The sequence below is a fragment of the Winogradskyella schleiferi genome, assembly GCF_013394655.1.
Classification (GTDB): domain Bacteria; phylum Bacteroidota; class Bacteroidia; order Flavobacteriales; family Flavobacteriaceae; genus Winogradskyella; species Winogradskyella schleiferi.
Map to the genome: position 1 here is coordinate 4458017 of NZ_CP053351.1, position 21022 is coordinate 4479038.

Genomic DNA, 21022 nt, shown 5'->3' on the forward strand with positions numbered 1-21022 from the left:
CAGTAAACTAACGTAAGACCTGTCAGGTTTTTTGAAACCTCACAAGATCTATTAACTGGAAACAAAATTGTCAAAAAACGACCCATACGCAGCACTGAGAATTAAAGAATTCAATATTTTTTTATTGGTACGTTTTGCTTTGGTTTTTGGGTGGTCTATGCAATTTGTGGTTATAGAGTGGCAAGTGTATGCGCTTACTGAAAATCCGCTAGCTTTAGGAATAATAGGACTTTGCGAGTTTTTACCAGCATTTTTGCTTGCACCTTTTGCAGGCCATATTGTAGACAAAAAAGAAAAACGAAACCTGTTTACCATTTGTATTGCGTTATTTTCATTAATTAGTTTTGGATTGTTTTGGTTAACCTCTGAACAAATTGAATCCTCTTGGGAAACGACTTCTATTTTATATGGAATTTATACATTGGTATTTTTTGGAGGTGTTTTAAGAGCGTTCTTTGGTCCAACGATTTTTTCGCTAATAGCACTTATTGTACCCAAAAAAATATATCCTAATGCAGCTACATGGAGCAGTAGTACATGGAAAGGAGCCAATGTTTTTGGTGCCTTGTGTGGTGGGTTCTTAATTGCTTGGATAGGTGTTCATTATACACTGGGTGTCATATTTTTTTTAGTGATGATGGCATTTGTTTTGGTATTCCGGATAGGTAAAAAACCGATTCTTAATAAAGGATCCATAGAGTCAGTAACGGAAAGCCTGAAAGCCGGTATTCGTTTTGTGTTTAATGATAAGGTCATTTTAGGAGCATTGACCTTAGACATGATTGCGGTTTTGTTTGGTGGAGCGGTCGCTATTTTTGCCGTATTTGCAAAGGACATTCTGGATGCAGGACCTAAAGGATTTGGTATATTGAATGCGGCTTTGTCTTCAGGAAGTATTTTAACTATGTTGGCAACAACCTATATTCCCATTACAAAAAACACAGGAAAGAAATTATTGGTTTCAGTTTTCGGATTTGGATTTTGCATGATAATTTTTGGAGCTTCAAAATTGATGTGGCTTAGTGTTATAGCACTGTTTTTTTCAGGTGTTTTTGATGGTATTTCAATGGTAGTGCGCCAAACAATTCTTCAACTTAAAACACCAGATCACATGAGAGGTCGCGTAGGTGCTGTAAATTCCATGTTTGTTGGATCGTCTAATGAGCTAGGAGCATTAGAAAGCGGAATTGCAGCAAGAATTTTTGGTGCGCCTTTAGCTGTTATACTTGGTGGTACGGCAACACTTATAATTGTTTCCATAATAGGTTTAAAAAACAAGCCGTTGCGAGAACTTGATTTACGTAAGGATATTGCGGAACATGAAAGGGAAGAATAGGTTGATTTAATATTTCTTCAATTCAAAAGACTTTCCATCAAAAACACCATACGTATAATACTGAATCCAATCGCCAAGATTAATGTATTTTGATTTCTCGTTCAATTGAATTTCCAAAGGCAAATGTCTGTGCCCAAACACAAAGAAATCGCGATGCTTTTCTTCAAGTTTGCGTTTGCTATAAATCGCTAACCATTCGTTTTCTTCGCCTAAAAATTTTGCGTCGTCATCGCCAGAAATCATTTTATTTTTTACGGACATATATTGACCAATCTTAACGCCAATATCTGGATGAACCCATTTGAATAACCATTTAAAAAGCGGATTGGTAAACACTTTTTTCATACGTTTATAGCCTTTATCTTTTGGTCCTAAACCATCGCCATGCCCAATAAAAAATGTTTTATTGTGTAATGTAAATTCCTTTGGCTTATAATAAACAGGAATACCTAGTTCTTCTTCAAAATAACCGTTCATCCATAAATCGTGATTGCCCACAAAATAATGAATAGGAATGCCTGAATCACTTATTTCTGCAAGTTTCCCTAAGGTTCTGGTAAATCCTTTTGGGACCACAGTTTTATATTCAAACCAAAAATCAAATAAATCGCCTATCAAAAAAATTGCTGCGGCATCATGCTTAATGTCATCTAACCAAGCCACAAATTTTTTTTCACGAGGTTTTGAAGCATCATTTGTTGGTGCCCCTAAATGATTATCTGATGCGAAATAAACTTTTTTTCCTTTGGGAAGATGTATGTGATTTGGATTAGTCATTATCACTAGCGTACCATTCTGCGAAAGAAGATGCCGTTTCTTGAAGTTTTAATGAAAATAATTTTATGTTATTAGGTAATCGTTTTTGTATTTTTTCAGCAAAATCAATAACCATCATTTCACTAGTGGGTTGGTAATCGACAAGTAAAACATTGTGGTCTCGGGCTTCTAGCTCTTTAGCCAATTCAACATGTGGTGTGTTTTTATTGAAAACGGTAGCATGGTCAAATACATCTACAATTTCTTCTTTTACAATTTTTTTTAAATCGCCAAAATCAATGACCATACCGTATTTCACATTGTTCGAATCAGAAATAGGCTTGCCAATTACCGTAACATTTAAGCGGTAGCTATGGCCATGAACGTTTTTGCACTTGCCATCATAGCCGTAAAGCGCGTGACCTGTTTCAAAAGAAAATTGTTTTGTAATCCTAATTTTGCTCATCCTATTTTATTTGTGTTGCAAAGATATTATAAATGTAAAACGAATTGGTTTTTAAACTACATTTGCCTACTTTTTTTAGAGACTATGATCTATAATTTTTACCCTAGCCAAACGTGAGCAGGCTATTTGAAGCTATTCCGTTTGTTGAAAATGTACTGTATGAAAAAATCATTTCAGATATTTCGACTCAAAAATACAGTATTATAGACAATTTTTTTACCAATGCTGAGGTTTTAGCATTGCGTGAGTCTTTGCTACATAAATACGAGGAAGATACCTTTAAAAAATCTGCAATAGGTAATAAAGTAAATGAGGTGGTCAAAAAAGCGGTAAGAGGCGATATTATTCTTTGGATTGATGAACGTTTTATTAATGCTGCTGAGCAATTGTTTTTCAACAAAATAAATGATTTAAAAGACTATCTTAACCGAACCTGTTTTTTGGGCATTAACCAGAAAGAGTTTCACTATGCCATATATCCTAAAGATACATTTTATAAGAGGCATTTAGATACTTTTCAGAATGATGACAGACGCAAATTATCGTTTGTTTGTTATCTTAACAGTGAAGATTGGAAACCTGAAAACGGAGGAGAATTAGTTTTATATTTAGATAAAGAAGACAAAATTATTTATCCTTTTCCTGGTAAGATTGTAATTTTTGAAAGTCAAATTATTGAGCACGAAGTAAAACCAGTAAACACGCCAAGAATGAGTATAACAGGCTGGCTAAAAACACGTTAAATAATCTTTTCGTCTCTTATTTCGGCTATGGATATAGACCACAATAAGAATAATTTCTAAAATCAGGAATAAGCCGTTTTTCGCCTAAACAGACAAGAACATGCATTTTAACTGTCTTTATATCTGTTTTTGTTATATCTATAAATTACAAAAGCTATGATGACCAAAACCACAAATGGTAGAAGTGTACCAATAAAAATACCAATACCATAACTGCTGTCTGGCGCTTCCTTTAATTTTTCGTTTATATCAACGTCCTGAAGGATGGCAATTAAAAAGTTCATTTACAATAATAGAATTTTATCAAACAAATTTAAGTGTTTTGAGCAAGGGTATTAAATGTTTTACGGAATTTTATAATTAATGGCAAGCCACGTGCAACCATCCAAAGCGTAAATGTTATAAAAATACCGTAGAGTTTATAGTCTAAACTATCTGTCCAATAAATAACGGGAACAAAAACTATAAGTGTAGAAAAAAGAAGTACGTTTCTGAGATATTTCATTTTACCAAGCCCTTTAAAAACACCATCGAAAATAAAGGCTAAGGCACATAGAGGTTGCATGGCCAGAATAATCCAAAATATGTCGTAGAATTTAGAGAGCACCTTTTCGTCATTACTGAATATGTTTCCTAGTGGGTAATAAAAGATAGCACCTATTAATCCCATAAAAACTCCAATCAGAATGCCATATTTAATCAATTTATTACTTAAATCAATAAGGCTTTTGTAATCTTTTGCTCCAAATAATTTTCCTGATAAGATATTACCGGCACTTGCATAACCATCTATAAGAAAAGCCCCTAAAAACCAAAGGTTAATGGCAATAGTATAGGCTGCAATATAACTTTCGCCATATTTTGTGGCAAAGCTAGTTCCAAAATACAAGGCAATATTTAAGGCTATGGTTCTGACGAATAAATTAAGAATCATTAAAGTAAAACGTTTCATTTCTGTATTGAAAGGCAAGGTAACCAATAAGGGAATTTCTGTTTTTTTAAGTAAATAAAAAGCCGAAAGTACGGCCATAATCAGTTGCGCAATAACACTTGCATAAGCAGCACCTTTGATGTGCATGGCAGGTATAACATCTTCAACACCATAAACAAGAATGACATCTAAAGCTATATTGGAAATCGCACCAGAAATCGCAATCAACATGGGATAGTAGGTATTTTGAAGTCCTCTAAACGTGCCAAATACAGCAATGGTAAATAAGGTAAACGGAAAGCCAAAAACCCGAATACGATAATAATCCACACTAAAATCCAAGACACTTCCAGAAGCATTGTAAAGTTTGAAAATCTGTGATGCTAATGGAAAAGTAACAGCTATAATAATGAAGCTCAAACCTGTAATGACAAAAATTGCTTGGGCAGGTAGATTTTTGACGGCTTCAACATTTCCTGCACCTAAATATTGTGAGATAATGGAAGAAATGGCACTGCGAGTTTGTCCTAAAACCCATATTAACATGGATAGAAATGTGGTAACAATGCCTACTGCAGCTAAAGATACTGTGGCATTCTGTTCCATATTACCAATTATGGCAGCATCGGTTAACGATAAAATAGGTTCCGACACTCCAGAAATCAATGCAGGAATAGCGAGTTTGTTGATTTGTTTTAAGGTTATAGTTGTGCTCACAATATTAACTCGTAACAATGAAAAGGAAACTTACTTTGCTTTGGAAAGAAAATATCACCTAATCGTTTATAACCGCGAAGTTCGTAAAACTTTTGGTTTCTTTTATTCTGTGAAAAGGTGTCTAATCGAATGAAACTATAGTTGTTATCTATAGCAAAATGCTCGGCAAAGGCCATAAGTTGTTGCGCATAACCCAATCCTTGATACTTTGGATGAATAGCCAAACGATGAATGTAAATATTGTTTTTATTTGGTGTTAACCATTTCATAGGAACATATTCTTTATCCATTACAGTAGAAATCACAATGCATCCAGAAACGTGATGGTTGATTTCCAATACATAAAGCTCATTTCTTTTTATATCTTTTTCAAATGCTTTTGAAGTGGGATAATATGCGTTCCATTGATAAATTCCTTTGGAAATCATACGTTTAGCACAGGCTTTTGTGATGCTTATAATACAATCAATATCTTTATCTTCTGCCTTACGAATCATTTATAATGTTTACTTTTGTGCCAATATAAACTTCAATTTTCTAATTATGAAAACGATATTAGTTCCTGTTGGTTCCTCGAAAAACGCACAATCGCATTTACAATATGCTGTAGATTTTGCAAAAGCGTTTGGTGCAAAAATATATGCAGTTCAAATATATAATGTTTATACTAAAGCTGGTACAATGATTAAGATAGATCATATTTTAGAAGCTGAATCTAAATCGTTTTTAGAAAGTCATATTGCATCAATTGATAAAAAAGGTGTGGAGGTAATTGCTAGAACGTTTAAGGGGAAATTAGTAGACACGTTAGAAAAGGTGTGTAAAGCATTGGAAGTTGACTTAATTGTTTTAGAACCACGCACCAACTCCATAAAAGAGGAAGTTTATTTAGGAAAAACGTCTGGTAAGATTATAAAGCAAACGCAGATTCCGGCTTTAATTGTTCCTGAAGGTTATACGTTTAAACCATTTTCAAAACTTTTGTTAGCCCTAAAATCCGCAACGATTAAAAAAGAAAATGTCTTATATCCTTTGCAAGCTATTAAAGCGCAATTTAAAGCTGATGTCTCACTACTTTTAGTGAAAACACCATATCATAAAAAACATGATTTTGATATCAATGATGAATTGAAATCGCTCATTACTACAACTTCAAAAGCAGAAAGCCCTACAACATTCATGGCTTTTTTAGAGCATTACAAGGAAAATAATCCTGATTTGTTGTGTGTAGTAAGGCGTAAAAGAGGATTTTTTACTAAGCTTTGGGAAAAAAACACCATTTTAAAGAAGGATTTTCATAGTACTAAAATGCCTGTTTTGGTTTTAAGTGGGTTGAAATAAGTTATATTTACAAAATTATTTGGGGATGTAGCTCAGTTGGCTAGAGCGCTTGACTGGCAGTCAAGAGGTCGTCGGTTCGAGCCCGATCTTCTCCACAAAAGCGTGTTTCGGCACGCTTTTTTTATGCCAATAATTTTGGTTTACTGACTATACTAATTTTGGAATTGGAAAGTATCCTAGAATAGTACCAAACAATATTGATGTTAAAAACATGTTCACCACTTTTTATGATGTTAAATTACAAGTCAGATTCCAATTTTGTATAAGGTGATGAATAAATTAATTTTTAGGATGTAGCCCGCCTGAATGAATTCATTCGGGCAGGCTCAGTTGGCTAAAGCGTCCCGATGACATCGGGAAGGTTCGTCGGTTCGAGCCCAATCTTCTCCACAAAAGCGTGTTTCGGCACGCTTTTTTTATGTCCAAATATCAGGAAAAAAGCTAATTAGATTATTTTTTTTGTATGTTAGCATCAGTTTAATGCCCCAAACATGAAACGAATTTTACTACTAACCTACGTATTAGCATCAGCTTTGTATGCTCAAAAACCAGCTTTCGATCCTAAAAGTTCATCTGGTCAACTCTTTGAATATTCTGAATATGCCCATGTAGATAAAGCAAATTACTCCATTGAAGAGGTTTTAAATAATGAACAGTTATCCTATAAAAAACTGGAATCCGCCAACCATGATTTTGGTTTTACCTCTGATAATTATTGGGTAAGATTCCGATTGAAAAACACCTCGGATTCTGAGAAATCTTATTATCTAAAAACAGGACGGCCAGTAACCGATGTTATTAATTTGTATGAAATTAAACCTGAAATTAGAACATTCAAAAATGGTGACCTAAATGCTTTTAGCGAGCGTGATGTAGAACATCGTGAGATTATTTTTAAAATAGATTTGCCAGCACAAGAAGAGCAGTTGTTTTATATGGAAATTTCGAGTGATGGTGAAGCCATAAATCTCCCACTTACATTATATGATGAATCCTCATTTTTTATTAATAACTATAAGCAACAGTTATTTCTAGGTCTTTTTTATGGTGTTTTATTATTAGCAGGTTTTATATACCTCTTTTTTTATAGTAGTTTAAAAAACAGAACTTTTTTATACTATGGTATTTACGTGTTTTCTATTGCATTGATGCAAGCGGCTTTAGATGGTTTCATCTATCAATATTTATTTCCAAACGGTGGATTTTTTAATAGCCGAATGGTGCTTATAACAGCCATCTCATCAAATTTCTTTTTGCTTAAATATTGTGAACATTTTTTAAAGGTAAATATCAACTTAGCCCATTTTAAAAAAGCATACAATGCAATTTATGCAAGTTTAGCTATGGTGTTTTTCATGATTTTTATGAGCCCAAAGACCTTTGAGTTGGCTTATCCAATTAGTAACATCAATGGTTTGTTCAGTTTATTGCTCATTTTAGCTACTGTATTTACGATGTGGTACAAACGAATTTCTGTAGATATATATTTCAGCTTGGGCATATTGTTTTTGGTTATTGGATTACTTGGTTTTGTAATGAACAATTTAGGACTCTTACAAAGTAATTTCTACACCTTAAACAGTTCTAAGTTTGGTTCTGGTATAGAAGTGGTTCTATTATCACTATCAATGACCAATCTTATTAAAAAATTAAGGCAAGACAACGAAAAATCCCAAGCCTTAGCGCTGAAAAAGTCTGAAGAAATTAGTGAGCTCAAAACGTATTTTATGTCTAATATTAGTCACGAATTACGCACACCTATCAATGCCATTATGGGAATGGCAGAATCCGCACTTTCTGATACAAATAATGACAAAGAAAATATAGAGAAGTATCAAATCATTAAAAATGCTTCCATGAGTTTGCTTAGTAATGTAAATGATGTTTTAGATTTTGAACGTATTGAGAAAAATGAACTTCAACTTAAGGAAGAAGAATTCAACCCTGTTTCAATTTTAATGGACATTAGTAATAATTGGAAGTTTGAAGCACAGAAAAAAGAATTGAATTATATGTATGTCCCTAGTATAGGTTGACCACTTTAAACAAAGTGTAAACTTATGAAAGCAAACATTAAACTATTAAAAAAGAAACGAATTTATTCTGAAGAATTTAAACGACAAATCGTAAAAGATTTTGAATCTGGTCAATTTAGCGTGCCTCAATTGGAAAAATTACACAACATAAGCAATACATCAATTTACAGTTGGATCCATAAATTTTCTACCTTTAACGAAAAAGGTTCAAGAGTTGTAGAGATGAAAAACAGTAGTGCCCAAAAGATGAAAGAACAACAAGCCCGAATAAAAGAGCTTGAAGCCATAGTTGGGCGTAAACAGATAAAGATAGATTATTTGGAGAAGCTAATTGATATTGCAGAAGACGATTTAAGTATAGATATCAAAAAAAATTCCAACACTCCGCAATCAACTGGTTCAGAACACATAAAGAAACACTAAGTTTTAGTATGAACCAGCTTTATAAAACCATAGGCATCAGTAAACAAGCCGTTAACCAGTATGCAAAGCGGCAAGCGGTTTTCGATAGTCGAGTGTCTCAATTAATATTAGAGGCAGATGATCTTCGGGAGGATCATCCTGGTTGTGGAGTAGAAAAGATGTACAATATATTAGATCCGGATTTTATAGGTCGAGACCGTTTTATAGAAACCATGATGGGTCTTGGTTACAGAATTAAAAAGAAAAGGAATTATAAACGCACAACAATAGCAGGTAAAAAGTTTTATCCCAACCTAATAAAAGGTCTAAGGGTAAACGCACCAAACGTGGTATGGCAATCGGACATAACCTATCTGCCGCTCAACGGAAAACACTATTACGCTGTGTTTATAATAGATGTTTATACAAAAAAGATTGTTGGGTTTATCGTATCTGATAACATGAGAGCGCAAGCGAATGTAGAAGCACTTAAAATGGCAATCAAGGAAAATAATGCACCCGAGATCCATAACTCGGACAGGGGAAGCCAATACACTTACAGTAAATACATAGACTTACTGGTAAGCAATGGCACTAAGATAAGTATGTCTTTAAGTGGACTGGACAATGCATATGCAGAACGAATCAATAGAACTATAAAAGAAGAATATTTAGATTATTGGAAACCAGAAACCTTCTTTCAATTAAAAAAATGTGTAGCAAAAGCAGTTAAGAATTATAATGAAAAAAGAACACATAAAAGTTTACCAAAAATGAGCCCAGACAATTTTGAGAAATATTGGTCAACCTTAAAACCAAAAAATAGACCCATAATTACTATTTTTAACAATGAAGTAAATAACTAAAAAACGGTCAACTCTATTCAGGGAAGTACAATAGTTTTGAAATGGATTCTGAAATTCCGCTAAAAGTTTGTGGTGATGCAGATCGTTTTGCCCAAATTATAAATAATGTTTTAGCGAATGCAGTAAAATTTACAAATGAAGGCCATGTATATTTAAAATTAAAATGTTTAGCACAACCTAACGATATCACTCGATTTTATTTTCAAATTTCAGATACAGGAATTGGAATGGACGAAGAAAGTAAAAACCATATTTTTGACAGTTTTAACCAAATGCGCTTAAACAATAAACGTCAATTTGGTGGCATAGGACTTGGGCTTACCATTTCAAAGCATTTAATAACCTTGTTTAATGGAACACTACAAGTAGAAAGCGTTGCGGGCGAAGGAACTGATGTCTTTATCGAAATTCCTCTAGAACGTATAGCAAGTGAATTAGTTGAAGATACATCTAAAGTCATAAAAACTATAGATACTAAGTTAAATATTCTTATTGTTGAGGATAATAAGCTCAATCAAATGGTCATAAAAAAATTGTTGAGCAGTTACCCTGACGCTAGCTTTACAGTGGCTGAAAATGGAAAAGAAGCTATTACAGCACTAAAAAATGATGTTTACAATTTAATTCTCATGGATTTACAAATGCCCATTATGGATGGTTATGAAGCTACTGCTATAATTAGAAGTGGTGATTTAGGGAAGTCAATTACTTCTATTCCAATAATTGCCGTGACTGCAGACGCAACCGAAGCAACCAAGAAACGTGCTTTAGCCTTGGGAATGAATGATTACATGACCAAACCTGTAAGAAAAGATTTGCTTTTTGAAAAAATCAGTTCTTGTATCAATACGCATAATTTAAACGTGGCTTAAAACAGTCATTTTCATTTTAAAAAGCTTATAACAGCATCAACGGTTTGGTGTAGTTCAGTTGAAAGCTTATTTTTATTCCAAGGATGTTTGGTATTAAAAACATGGTCTGCATCTTCAATAATCTTCAATTTACTATCAGGATTCCATTTATGTAAGGCTTTTGCTTCACTAATACTTACGGAAGTGTCATTCGTTCCATGAATTATTAAATGTGGAATTTTCAAACGTTTCTCGGCAGATTCAATATGAAGCCGATCTTCGTTGACTTTGAAATCTTCGTAAAATTGATAGAAGTGTGGCATTTGCTGTTTGGTTCTGCCATTTAAAACATACTTAACACCTTTTTCTTTCCAATCTTTTAAATCACCAATAGTTGAAGTGCGACTACCAAAATCGCTCACACTTGCTAGAGAAATAAGCTTTTTGACGCTCTGGTCTTCCGATGCTTTAAGAATTGTAATTCCGCCGCCACGACTATGACCAATTAGGTTGATGTCTGAGATGTTGATGTTTGGATTCGTTTCGAAATGATTTTGGGACCAATTGATAATAGCATCTAAATCTTCAAGTTCCTTAGTGTAATTGTTGTTTCCAAAAGCTTCCAAATCTGGAAAATCAATGGGATTTTCCATAGTGCCGCCATTGTGTGAAAAATTAAACTTTATAAAACAAAATTCAGCTTCAGCAATGCGTTCTCCCATAACGTTCCAAGCGCCCCAATCTTTAAATCCTTTATAACCATGGCAAAATATGACGATTGGTTGATCTGTTTTTTCTTCAGAATAAAATGCGTCAATTAAAATGGGCTTTTTATCCTTTCGTTTTAAAATTATGTTTTTGTTTATATTCATCTTTCCAGTGCTTTTTCAATAAAATTAATTTTTGGATTACAGATTTCCGAGATGAGTTTTTTTAGTTCAATTTCAAAATTATCTAAAGTTTCATCAGTTATTAATTGGTCTTTTATTCTGGCATGGGACGATGGTTTTTTTCCGAATTTTAAAAAGCCTCCATTTAGGTTTTTAAAGGATATAATGCCTGCTTCAATCGGTAAATTGATGAGATTCTTTTGGCGCATCATATACGCATAGCACAAAATCTGAAACGATTTACTGTATTTATCATAATCTGTGGTTATAGCTTCCCAATCAATAATTTCTACTTTGTTTTGCTCTACTTTTCCAGATTTATAATCAATTACTCTTATGACGCCGTTAAAGCTATCGATTCTATCTACTTTTCCTTTTAATTTAATAGGGAAATCTAAACCTTCAATATTTATTTCTATAGTTTCATCGGCTTCAATCAACAAGATTTTAATCTCATTACCGCTTTTAAGACTCTCAATTTCTTGATTCAGGAAATTCGAAATGTAACGTTGAGCGATTTCAAAAATGATCAGGTTTTTACCGCTTGAAAATCCACCTTTGTTATAAAGCTTTTCAAAATGCTTGGTAACCATACCCTTGATTTGACTTTTAAAGGCTTTGAGATGTTCAACTGTTAGAATGGAGCCTTCCAAAGGTTTGTAAAAATCTTCCAGCGAATTGTGAATAACGGAACCTAAAGTATTAGCTGCAATATTTTCTTCGACTTCTTCAAACTCTTTAATACTCAATATTTTTTCATAATAAAAATCGATAGGGTTTCGCATATAGTTTGTTAAAGAAGAAGGCGAATAACCTTTTTTAGAAAGTACCTTTATTTCTTCAATAACTAAAGGTGTTTTAATAATTTCAGTTAATTTTTGTTCTATTATCGGAATTTCTGGCGTGATAATTTTGTGATTAATATCATGAATACCTTCAATATCAAGCTGTGTGATAAACCTACTTTTTTCACCTCCTTTTAAGGCGTCTATTTCTGTGTTGTATAAAATATAAACATTTTTCGCACGCTGAAGAAGCCTATAAAAGTGATAGGTGTATACAGCATCCTTTTCTTTAAAAGTTGGTAGCTTATTTTCAATTTTAACATCAAAAGGAATAAAGGAATTATTGGTTTTTCCCGAAGGCAAAATACCTTCATTGACGGAACTGATTATCACGGTCTCAAAATCCAAGACACGGGATTCTAGCATACCCATAATTTGAAGTCCTTCTAACGGTTCGCCTTTAAAATCTAAAGTTTCTGAACTCAACAGTTCTTTGTAAATGGTCTGTAAAGCTGCAATTGAATTGAGATAGTTATAATTGATATTTAATTCAGTCAATTGATTGAATAAGGTATGGAATCGGTAGAGATATTCTAATTCTAGACGATGACTTTGTTTGTCCTTATCAAAGTGGGCTTTCATTTCAAAAATGAGTTCCGAACACTGTTTTAAGGCGATTTCAGGTTGATCCTTCCAAGATTTAAAAATTAAATTGATGCAACCTGAATGTGAGTTAGCAATTTGATTGAGCTCAGAAACCGTTAGATAAACTAAATTATGTTGTTGAATATGGGCAATAATAGCGCTTGAAACATTATGAGTATCAGTATCAAATAATGGATAAATAGAAGGATGAGAAAGCAAACTTATGACATCTTTGAAATAAAACTGGCTTGGATTATTTTTATGGGTGACAAACAACTGTTCAAAGAATGAGGCCAAAGGCACAAACTGCAAAGCTAAACCCATAGTTACATTGAGTTTAGTAATAGTTTTAGGGATTGAATTAAGAACAGGAAGCAAAAGTTGTTCTTCTCCTAAAACGACCGCAATTTTTGACAAATTGGTATCTTTCTCAGTTAATTCTTCTAAAATCTGACCAATGTATTTTGCTTGTCCAATCAGTTTTGGGATACCAATAACTTGTATGTTTTTTTCTTCCTTATAATGGGAAGTTACCCAATTAAATGGTTGAGTTTTAAAATAAGGCCATTGCGTTCTATGCTGTCTGGTAAACCATCCTGCATCGTGGATAGTATCATCAATAAAAGAGGTGTCAATATCCCAATAAATGTGGGCTAAATCATTATTAAGTAAGCCTTGTATAATTTCGGTTTCAGCGGTATTCAAAGCGTTGAAACCTAAAAATATATGGGTTTTATCATTGGGTTTATCAATATAGGGTTCTAAGTTTGAAACCGCTTTTCTATAAATAAGACCTTGATAGCCTTGCTTTGATTGTAACAGGTTTGCTGTAAATGCAGTATAATAGGTTTTAAGTTGTTTCCAAAACTTAAGATGGTTCTTTATGAGTTCCGTAGGGTTGTTGGTTTCTAAAGACCAATGATTAAGCTCTTTAATGGCGCTTAAATAATCGAAAATATGTTCTTGTGGAATAAGGTATCGATCAATTTCATTAAAATCCTGTAATAAAATTTGTGCCCATTTTGAAAAGGACTCGAAAGTTTCTTGTTCATTTTCAGGAGTGAGGCTTTTATAGGTTTCGTAAAGTCTAAATATTAAATCTGTATTAGGTAATGTTTGTAAACCCGAAAGGTCTTCCACAAATTCTTCAATACTGAGTATTTGCGGTGTAAAAATGGGTTGGGTTATTAATGTTGAAAGATGGTGTTTTAGAAAAACACCAGCACGTTTACTGGGAAGTATAAAATATAAATCTTCTAAATTCAACTTTTTAGATTGAATATCTAGAAGTACGGTTTTTATAAAAGCTATCATTTTATAAAAATAAAAAACGCTCCGAATTTCGGAGCGTTTTTAAAATATATTTTAGAGGTGTTTGTGATTAGTTTTTCAACTTCACTTCTACACGTCTGTTTTCTTTTTTACCAGCTCTAGTTTTGTTAGACGCGATTGGATTTTCCTCACCGTAACCTTTAGCTGATAATCTATCTGAATTAATACCATTAGCAATTAAATAGTCTCTAACTGCATTAGCTCTTCTATCAGATAACGCTAAGTTCATCGATTTAGAACCATCACTATCTGTATGACCTTCTATTGTAAAGTTAGCTTGTGGATATTCTTTAAAGATAGCCACCATTGATTGTAATACTTGATCTGTTTGCTTTTGGAAAGTTGCTTTACCTGAATTAAACAAGATAGATCTTGAATACTCGTTTAAAGTAGCCATCACTTCTTTAGTTGGCTCAACTTTAGGACATCCATTATTTGAAACTTCTCCAGCTTCATTAGGACACTTATCATCTTTGTCTAAAACGCCGTCACCATCAGTATCAGGCCAAGGACAACCATTATTTGCAGCAGGACCGGCTTCGTTAGGACAGTTATCGTCGCCATCAGCAACACCGTCACCATCAGCATCAGGACATCCCATTAATGCTTTTAAACCAGCAACATCTGGACATTTATCATCTTTATCAACAACGCCATCACCATCAGCATCTGGACAACCATTAAATTCAGCTAAACCAGCAGTGTTAGGACAGTCATCTTTTGAATCTTGGATACCATCGTTATCAGAATCTGGACAACCATTAAAGATTTCTAAACCAGCTTCTTCTGGACATGCATCGTCTTGATCATAGATACCATCACCATCTGTGTCAGTACCACCAAACTTAAATGTAAGACCAACTGAATGTTGGAAATGTTTTGGTAAATAATCTTCAAAAGCATGCTTGTATGTAGATTCAAGTGATAAACCTAAATTTTCTGTAAACCAAAGATTTAAACCTACGGTTCCGTTTAAAGTTCCAGCTCCAATTTCATCTACCCAAGTGTAACCACCACCAACGCCTAAATAAGGGTCGAAAACTTTACAGTCCAAAGCTTCCATAAAGCTGTAAGAAACTCTACCGTCAAGTCCGTAATAAGTTAAATCATCAACATTGTTTGTAGTTTCTACACCTGTTACAGGATCGAAATTAGAACCAAACTTGTCAATTCTATTGATAGAACCTTTAGCAGTAAAGGTGAAACCATCACTAAGATATCTAGAAATTGAGACCGTAGAAAGCGAAGGAAGAATGTTCCAATGGTCTGATACATTAAAGTACTCGTCAAAATAGTCACCTTGTGGTGTGTCTTCTCCTACTGGGTAAACGTCAACTGCGTTAGCTCCAATTGTAATAGCCCAGGGATTGTTCTTGTCTTGAGCATTAGAAGTGCTAAAACTTGCGATAAGCACTGCAACAAAAAATAATCTGCTAAGATTTTTCATATTCTAATTAATTTTAATTTTTAAGTGTTAATTGTTGGTAAAAGTAAGATGTTAAATTTTATTAACAAAGACAAATATATAAAATTATTGGGAAATCGCCCTAAAATGGCGTGTTTGAATCAATAATTATATGATATCAGATAATATTAAGTGATTTTCCAACTTTAATGAAAGCAGAAATCGCTTTATCCAACTGATCTTGGTTATGTGCAGCGGATAATTGTACCCTAATTCTAGCTTTATCTTTTGGCACCACAGGATAAAAGAAACCAATAACATAAATACCTTCTTCCAATAACATGTTCGCCATATTCTGCGATAGTTTTGCATCGTATAACATTACTGGGACAATAGCAGAATCGCCATCTATGATATCAAAGCCAGCTTCTTTCATGCCTTTTTTGAAGTATTTTGTATTCCAATCTACTTTATCTCTCAAGGTTGTATCGTTTTTGAGCATATCAAATACCTTAATAGATGCGCCAACAATTGCTGGAGCCAAAGAGTTTGAAAATAAATAGGGTCTAGAACGTTGACGCAATAACTCTACAATTTCTTTTTTTGCTGTAGTGTAACCTCCCATCGCACCACCCATTGCCTTCCCTAAAGTTCCGGTAATGATGTCAATTCTGCCTAAAACGCCTTTTTCTTCAAGTGTACCAATGCCAGTTTCTCCAATAAAACCTGTGGCATGACATTCATCTATCATAACCATAGCATCGTACTTGTCTGCCAAATCACATATTTTATCTAAAGGTGCAACCAAACCGTCCATAGAAAATACACCATCGGTTACAATAATTTTGAATCGAGCACCATTTGCATTTGCTTCAATTAATTGCGTTTCTAAATCCGTCATATCATTATTTTGGTAACGATATCTTGCGGCTTTACACAATCTAACACCATCTATTATAGAAGCATGGTTTAAAGAGTCTGAAATTATAGCGTCTTCCTTCGTTAATAAGGGTTCAAAAACACCTCCATTGGCATCAAAAGCAGCAGCATATAATATCGTGTCTTCAGTGCCATAGAAATCAGCAATCTTTTGTTCCAATTCTTTATGAATATCTTGAGTACCACAAATAAAACGAACAGAGGACATCCCGAAACCGTGTGTATCCAAAGTGTCTTTTGCGGCCTGAATAACCTCTGGATGTGAGGACAAGCCTAAATAATTATTAGCACAAAAGTTCAGTACTTTTTGACCTGTGTTTAGAGTTATTTCCGCGCCTTGAGGCGAAGTGATTATACGCTCTTCCTTAAAAAGCCCAGCGTCTTTTATAGATTCTATTTCTTGTTGTAAATGATTTTTTATATCTCCGTACATCTTTTTAATTTTGATTGTTAAGCAAAGATACTAGGATTATTTAGACTTCAAGAACTTCAATTGTATCATTTATATAAACCAATAGTTTATGAGTCACCGTTAAATTCATCTTATTTAAAATAGCTTCATAATCGTTAAGTTGATTTGCATGAAATTCCTTAGCATCACCAGTTTTGTAGTCAATTATTATCGCTTCATTTTTTGAATTGATATTTAAACGGTCAGGCCTGAGAAGTTGACCGGAGCTGGTAATAATATCTCGTTCATTATAAACCTTAAAATCATCTTGAAAATAAGGTTCTAATTTAGGGTGTTTTATGACCTCTATAACTAAGCTTTTTAAGGCTTCACTATTTTCAGAGGTCACATCACCTGAAACCAATAAATTGTTAAACGCAACATCGAGATCTCCAACCGTTTTGATTTTCGATAAAATTAAATGCACCAAATTACCACGTTCAATGGCTACTTCTTGTTGTGTATTCCAAAGTAAGCCAGATTTAGTTACAATATTCAAATTATGGTCTTCTTTCGGAACTGAAATTAATTTTAGGGCACTTGAAGTAATTTCTTTTTCTATGATAGTTTCATTTGTTTTTAACGTACCATAATTATAATTCAATTGGTTATCGTTCCATTTATTGTCCTTAATCAAAAAATTAATAAACTTGCCTGCATAGGTGTTTTCATTCACAAGGCCTTTTGAACTCATATCCTTTTTAGAAATGATATACAATTGCTCAACAGCTCTAGTTAAAACCACGTAAAGTAAATTGAGATTGTCTAATTCTAATTGCGATTGATGTGTTTTGTAAATTTGATTTCCTAAATCCCCAAAATGTTCGACATCCTTATTATAGTTAAGTAGCAACATATCGAAACCATTATAATCTTCAGCTTTAACAGGAAACCAAACCTTAGGCTCCAGTTCTTTATATATATTAAGGTCTGCATAAGGAAAAATAACCACTTGAAATTCCAAACCTTTCGATTTATGAATGGTCATAATCTGAACCGCATTCATATTTTCTGGAGTTACTACAGTTAATTTGTCCGCTTTATTTTCAAAATAATTGATAAACCCGCCAACATCTGCATTTTGCTTTTGTGTGAATTCCAAAACGACATCTAAATAAAACTGAAGATAGGCATCGGGCTCAGTATTCAAATTAAATTGTCTAACGACATGTTCTACCAATTCATAAAGCGGTAGTTGAAGACATTGGTTTTTGTCGATATAAATATTTAAATGCTTTAGTTCTGAAAACATCTCGTCAAGATTTTTCTTGAGATACGCCATGAAAAATTGATGTTTATCTCCAACTTGATGTTGTTCTGCTAAATAGGAAAGAATGTCGATTTTTAAACTATCATTTGTAGGTTGAATGAGTAGTTTTAAAAACGAATTAATAAAATTAACCTTATCCGAATTCTTTAAGAGCAAGGTTTCCGAAGAGGTGATTTTTATGCCATTTTCATTCAAATAATTCGCAATGGCAACACCTTCTTTTCGTTTTCTGACCAAAACACAAATGTCATCTAGTGGAAAACCATTTTCTTGACATTGTTTTATGGTGTTTAAAACTTCTTTAGCATATAATTGATGGATATCGTCGTCTTTCTGAACATCTAAAAAATTAAGATTCACATAACCTTCGGAAGCATTATGATTTTTTTGCTTTGCTTTTTTGAAAAGGTCAGCGTAAGCATCTTCACTAAAAGCAGTTTCACTGAGATAGGCGAAAAACGAATTATTAAATTCAATAATCGCTTTTGCACTTCGGTAGTTGGTTTCCAATGGCAATACTTCAGCTTCAAGTTGAAAAGGATTATCGACCTTATTATATAGTTTAATAAATTGTTCTGCTTCGCCGCCTCGCCATCTATAAATCGCTTGCTTGGCATCACCAACCAACATGGCATCACCATTGGCTGCTGAAAGTGCATTATCTAATAGTGGTACTAAATTGTCCCATTGCATTTTTGAGGTGTCCTGAAACTCATCTATAAAATAATGTTTGAATTTCTCACCCAAACGTTCATAAATGAAAGGTGTAGGTTGATTTTTAATTTCTTTACTTATGATGGTGTTGAATTCTGAAATCAACATTTTATTTTGGTCAGATTTTAAAGTATCCAATTCAAGTTTAATGGCATTTAGAACTGAAAGTGGTGTGATATTTCTATAAAATCCTTTTTTAAGCTTTACCTCGAAAATAGACCTTTTTGAATTAAAAAAATGGTCCGCTAATTGTGGTTGAATACTTTCTATGGTTGAAGCAACATGTTCAGAAACACGTTTTGGATACAGGGAATTGCCTTCAATTAGATCATTCTGCCAAGCGGCTTCAAAACCAACCGAAAATTGCTTATCACTTAATTTCTCAAAATGCTTGGGAAGTGAACTTCTGTTGAAATCATCGAATTGTAAGCCTGATTCCTGAATAAGCGTTAAGGCTGTATGGGCAATTTTTACGATAGCTTCTTCTAGTTGAAGAATTTCTTTTGATAGTTGTTGTTTTAAAACCTTAAAATCTTCTAGCGTTTTGGAGCTTAAAGTATTAATAGCAAAAAGATCATTTTCATTGACCAATAATTTCGAAATTTTATTAAAGTCATAACTAATGTCCCAGCTTTTATCGTCATCGGCTTTTTCAATCGCAAAATCTACAAGGACTTTGGTTAAGGTTTTGTCACTTCCTGCTTTAGCTATAAGACTATCAACGGCTTCGTTTAATAAACGCTCTTGATCTAATTCGACTTCAAAATTTACTGGTAATTTTAAATCGTGAGCAAAAGTTCTAATCACTCTGTGTGTAAAACCATCGATGGTAGAAATATCAAAAGCTCCATAATTATGAATGATATGTTTGAGGATGTGTTTTGATTTATTGTGAAGAATTTCTGGTTGAATGTCTAACTCTTCACAAATCGCAACAAACATTGGATGTGGATTAGTTAGGCTTTCTTCTGAAGAAAAAGATTTCAACATGTCTATAATCCGTTCTTTCATTTCACCAACGGCTTTGTTGGTAAACGTTATGGCTAATATGGATTTGAATTGGTCGTAGCTTTTAGACTGAATAAGTATTTTTAAATAGGCTTTGGCTAGTGTAAATGTTTTTCCACTACCGGCAGAGGCATTATATATTTTGAAGGCTGAATTTAGCAAAAGATAAATTTTATACCAAAATAAGGAATCTTAATAGTTTATTAAGAGAAAATTATGGACAAAATTGTAAATTTGAATTCAAACAATTTATTAACCAATTAAAATAAAAATATTATGGCTTTCGAATTACCGAAATTAAAATATGCTTACGATGCTTTAGAACCTAACATTGATGCTCGCACAATGGAGATTCATCATACTAAACATCACCAAGGCTACACAAATAAATTAAACGATGCTATTAAAGGCACGGATTTAGAAGGAAAAACAATTGAAAATATTCTTATCAATTTGGATAAGGATAACAAAGCTGTTAGAAATAATGGTGGTGGATTTTACAATCACTCGTTGTTTTGGGAGGTTATGAATCCTGAAGGAAAAGGACGTTTGTCTGGAGACTTAAAAGATGCAATTGAATCAAAGTATGGTTCATTTGAGGCGTTTAAAGACGAGTTTTCTAAGGCGGCTGCAACACAATTCGGCTCAGGTTGGGCTTGGTTATGCGTACACAAAGGCGGAAAGGTTGAAGTTTGTTCGTCGCCAAACCAAGATAATCCATTAATGCCAGGCGTTGGTTGCGGAGGCACACCGATTTTAGGACTGGATGTTTGGGAGCATGCTTATTATTTAAAGTATCAAAATAAAAGACCAGAATATATTGAGGCGTTTTTTAATGTCATTAATTGGAACGAAGTTGAGAGACGATATGCTGAAGCTAAGTAACAATATATAAAAAATATTGCTGTAAGATTTTTTAATCCTTGCAGTTATCTTGAAACAAAAAATCCGAGCCTAAATAAAAAGGCTCGGATTTTTTTATAGTATGAATTTGAATTTTTACGTGAAATTAATGAGACACCTATTTTCGTTGGTATAAAATGAAAAAGGGCGAACAGATGTTCACCCTTTTTGCCCCAAATCTACCATAAACTTAACCTACTTATGTTATGGTGAGTCAAATATAAGAGGACATTGT

The 21022-nt window shown here is 33.4% G+C and carries 18 protein-coding genes and 1 tRNA gene; 9 read left to right on the plus strand and 10 right to left on the minus strand.

The features are described from left to right. Positions 1-67: 67 nt before the first annotated feature. On the plus strand, positions 68-1336 hold the full coding sequence (locus tag HM990_RS19340; protein ID WP_178991594.1) for an MFS transporter: 1269 nt from the start codon (positions 68-70) through the stop codon (positions 1334-1336). A 6-nt stretch (positions 1337-1342) separates the two neighbouring features. Here HM990_RS19340 and HM990_RS19345 read toward each other — a convergent pair whose 3' ends face one another. Both HM990_RS19345 and HM990_RS19350 read right to left on the minus strand, forming a co-directional pair. Continuing rightward, positions 1343-2113 (minus strand): UDP-2,3-diacylglucosamine diphosphatase, encoded by a 771-nt coding sequence (locus tag HM990_RS19345; RefSeq protein ID WP_229719323.1) that lies wholly within the window; start codon positions 2111-2113, stop codon positions 1343-1345. Beyond that, a complete protein-coding gene (locus tag HM990_RS19350; protein WP_178991596.1) occupies positions 2106-2558 on the minus strand; it encodes a 6-pyruvoyl trahydropterin synthase family protein in 453 nt (150 codons plus the stop codon). The genes HM990_RS19345 and HM990_RS19350 overlap by 8 nt, the downstream gene beginning before the upstream one ends. 113 nt (positions 2559-2671) lie before the next feature. On the opposite strand from HM990_RS19350, the gene HM990_RS19355 reads away from it, so the two are divergent. After that, complete coding sequence (locus HM990_RS19355) at positions 2672-3301, plus strand: 2OG-Fe(II) oxygenase (protein ID WP_178991598.1); 630 nt, start codon at positions 2672-2674, stop codon at positions 3299-3301. Positions 3302-3408: 107 nt separating this feature from the next. Here the strand turns inward: HM990_RS19355 and HM990_RS19360 are convergent, their stop codons facing one another. Genes HM990_RS19360 through HM990_RS19370 form a run of 3 tightly spaced genes read right to left on the minus strand, consistent with a single transcriptional unit; the run spans position 3409 to position 5446 of the window. After that, the gene (locus tag HM990_RS19360; RefSeq protein ID WP_178991600.1) at positions 3409-3585 is read right to left on the minus strand and encodes a hypothetical protein; all 177 of its coding nucleotides are present in this window, start codon (positions 3583-3585) and stop codon (positions 3409-3411) included. A gap of 29 nt (positions 3586-3614) precedes the next feature. Beyond that, positions 3615-4949, minus strand: a complete 1335-nt coding sequence (locus HM990_RS19365; RefSeq protein ID WP_178991602.1) for an MATE family efflux transporter — start codon at positions 4947-4949, stop codon at positions 3615-3617. Then, on the minus strand, positions 4946-5446 hold the full coding sequence (locus tag HM990_RS19370; protein ID WP_178991604.1) for a GNAT family N-acetyltransferase: 501 nt from the start codon (positions 5444-5446) through the stop codon (positions 4946-4948). The genes HM990_RS19365 and HM990_RS19370 overlap by 4 nt, the downstream gene beginning before the upstream one ends. 46 nt (positions 5447-5492) lie before the next feature. On the opposite strand from HM990_RS19370, the gene HM990_RS19375 reads away from it, so the two are divergent. The 6 genes from HM990_RS19375 (at position 5493) to HM990_RS19400 (ending at position 10466) form a co-directional block, all read left to right on the plus strand. Next, complete coding sequence (locus tag HM990_RS19375) at positions 5493-6290, plus strand: universal stress protein (protein ID WP_178991606.1); 798 nt, start codon at positions 5493-5495, stop codon at positions 6288-6290. Between the two features lie 21 nt (positions 6291-6311). Further along, positions 6312-6385 (plus strand) — tRNA-Ala (locus HM990_RS19380). A 396-nt stretch (positions 6386-6781) separates the two neighbouring features. Then, positions 6782-8326: a sensor histidine kinase gene (locus HM990_RS19385; protein ID WP_178991608.1), complete on the plus strand. Its 1545-nt coding sequence runs from the start codon at positions 6782-6784 to the stop codon at positions 8324-8326. 24 nt (positions 8327-8350) lie between these two features. Beyond that, on the plus strand, positions 8351-8749 hold the full coding sequence (locus HM990_RS19390) for a transposase (protein ID WP_178987625.1): 399 nt from the start codon (positions 8351-8353) through the stop codon (positions 8747-8749). Between the two features lie 8 nt (positions 8750-8757). Further along, positions 8758-9594, plus strand: a complete 837-nt coding sequence (locus HM990_RS19395; RefSeq protein ID WP_178987653.1) for an IS3 family transposase — start codon at positions 8758-8760, stop codon at positions 9592-9594. Positions 9595-9635: 41 nt separating this feature from the next. Continuing rightward, the gene (locus HM990_RS19400) at positions 9636-10466 is read left to right on the plus strand and encodes a response regulator (protein WP_178991610.1); all 831 of its coding nucleotides are present in this window, start codon (positions 9636-9638) and stop codon (positions 10464-10466) included. An 11-nt stretch (positions 10467-10477) separates the two neighbouring features. On the opposite strand, the gene HM990_RS19405 is transcribed toward HM990_RS19400, so the two are convergent. The 5 genes from HM990_RS19405 to HM990_RS19425 form a co-directional block, all read right to left on the minus strand. Beyond that, a complete protein-coding gene (locus HM990_RS19405) occupies positions 10478-11317 on the minus strand; it encodes an alpha/beta hydrolase family protein (protein ID WP_178991612.1) in 840 nt (279 codons plus the stop codon). Beyond that, positions 11314-14079: a PD-(D/E)XK nuclease family protein gene (locus tag HM990_RS19410; protein ID WP_178991614.1), complete on the minus strand. Its 2766-nt coding sequence runs from the start codon at positions 14077-14079 to the stop codon at positions 11314-11316. Before HM990_RS19410 ends, HM990_RS19405 begins: the two co-directional genes overlap by 4 nt. A gap of 67 nt (positions 14080-14146) precedes the next feature. Continuing rightward, entirely contained in the window at positions 14147-15544 is a 1398-nt protein-coding gene (locus HM990_RS19415) for an OmpA family protein (protein WP_178991616.1), read from the minus strand. A 136-nt stretch (positions 15545-15680) separates the two neighbouring features. Beyond that, positions 15681-16874 (minus strand): glycine C-acetyltransferase, encoded by a 1194-nt coding sequence (kbl, locus tag HM990_RS19420; RefSeq protein WP_178991618.1) that lies wholly within the window; start codon positions 16872-16874, stop codon positions 15681-15683. Between the two features lie 40 nt (positions 16875-16914). Beyond that, positions 16915-20046: a UvrD-helicase domain-containing protein gene (locus tag HM990_RS19425; RefSeq protein WP_178991619.1), complete on the minus strand. Its 3132-nt coding sequence runs from the start codon at positions 20044-20046 to the stop codon at positions 16915-16917. A gap of 114 nt (positions 20047-20160) precedes the next feature. Between HM990_RS19425 and HM990_RS19430 the strand changes: the two genes are divergently transcribed. Further along, complete coding sequence (locus HM990_RS19430) at positions 20161-20769, plus strand: superoxide dismutase (RefSeq protein WP_178991621.1); 609 nt, start codon at positions 20161-20163, stop codon at positions 20767-20769. Positions 20770-21022: the final 253 nt, after the last annotated feature.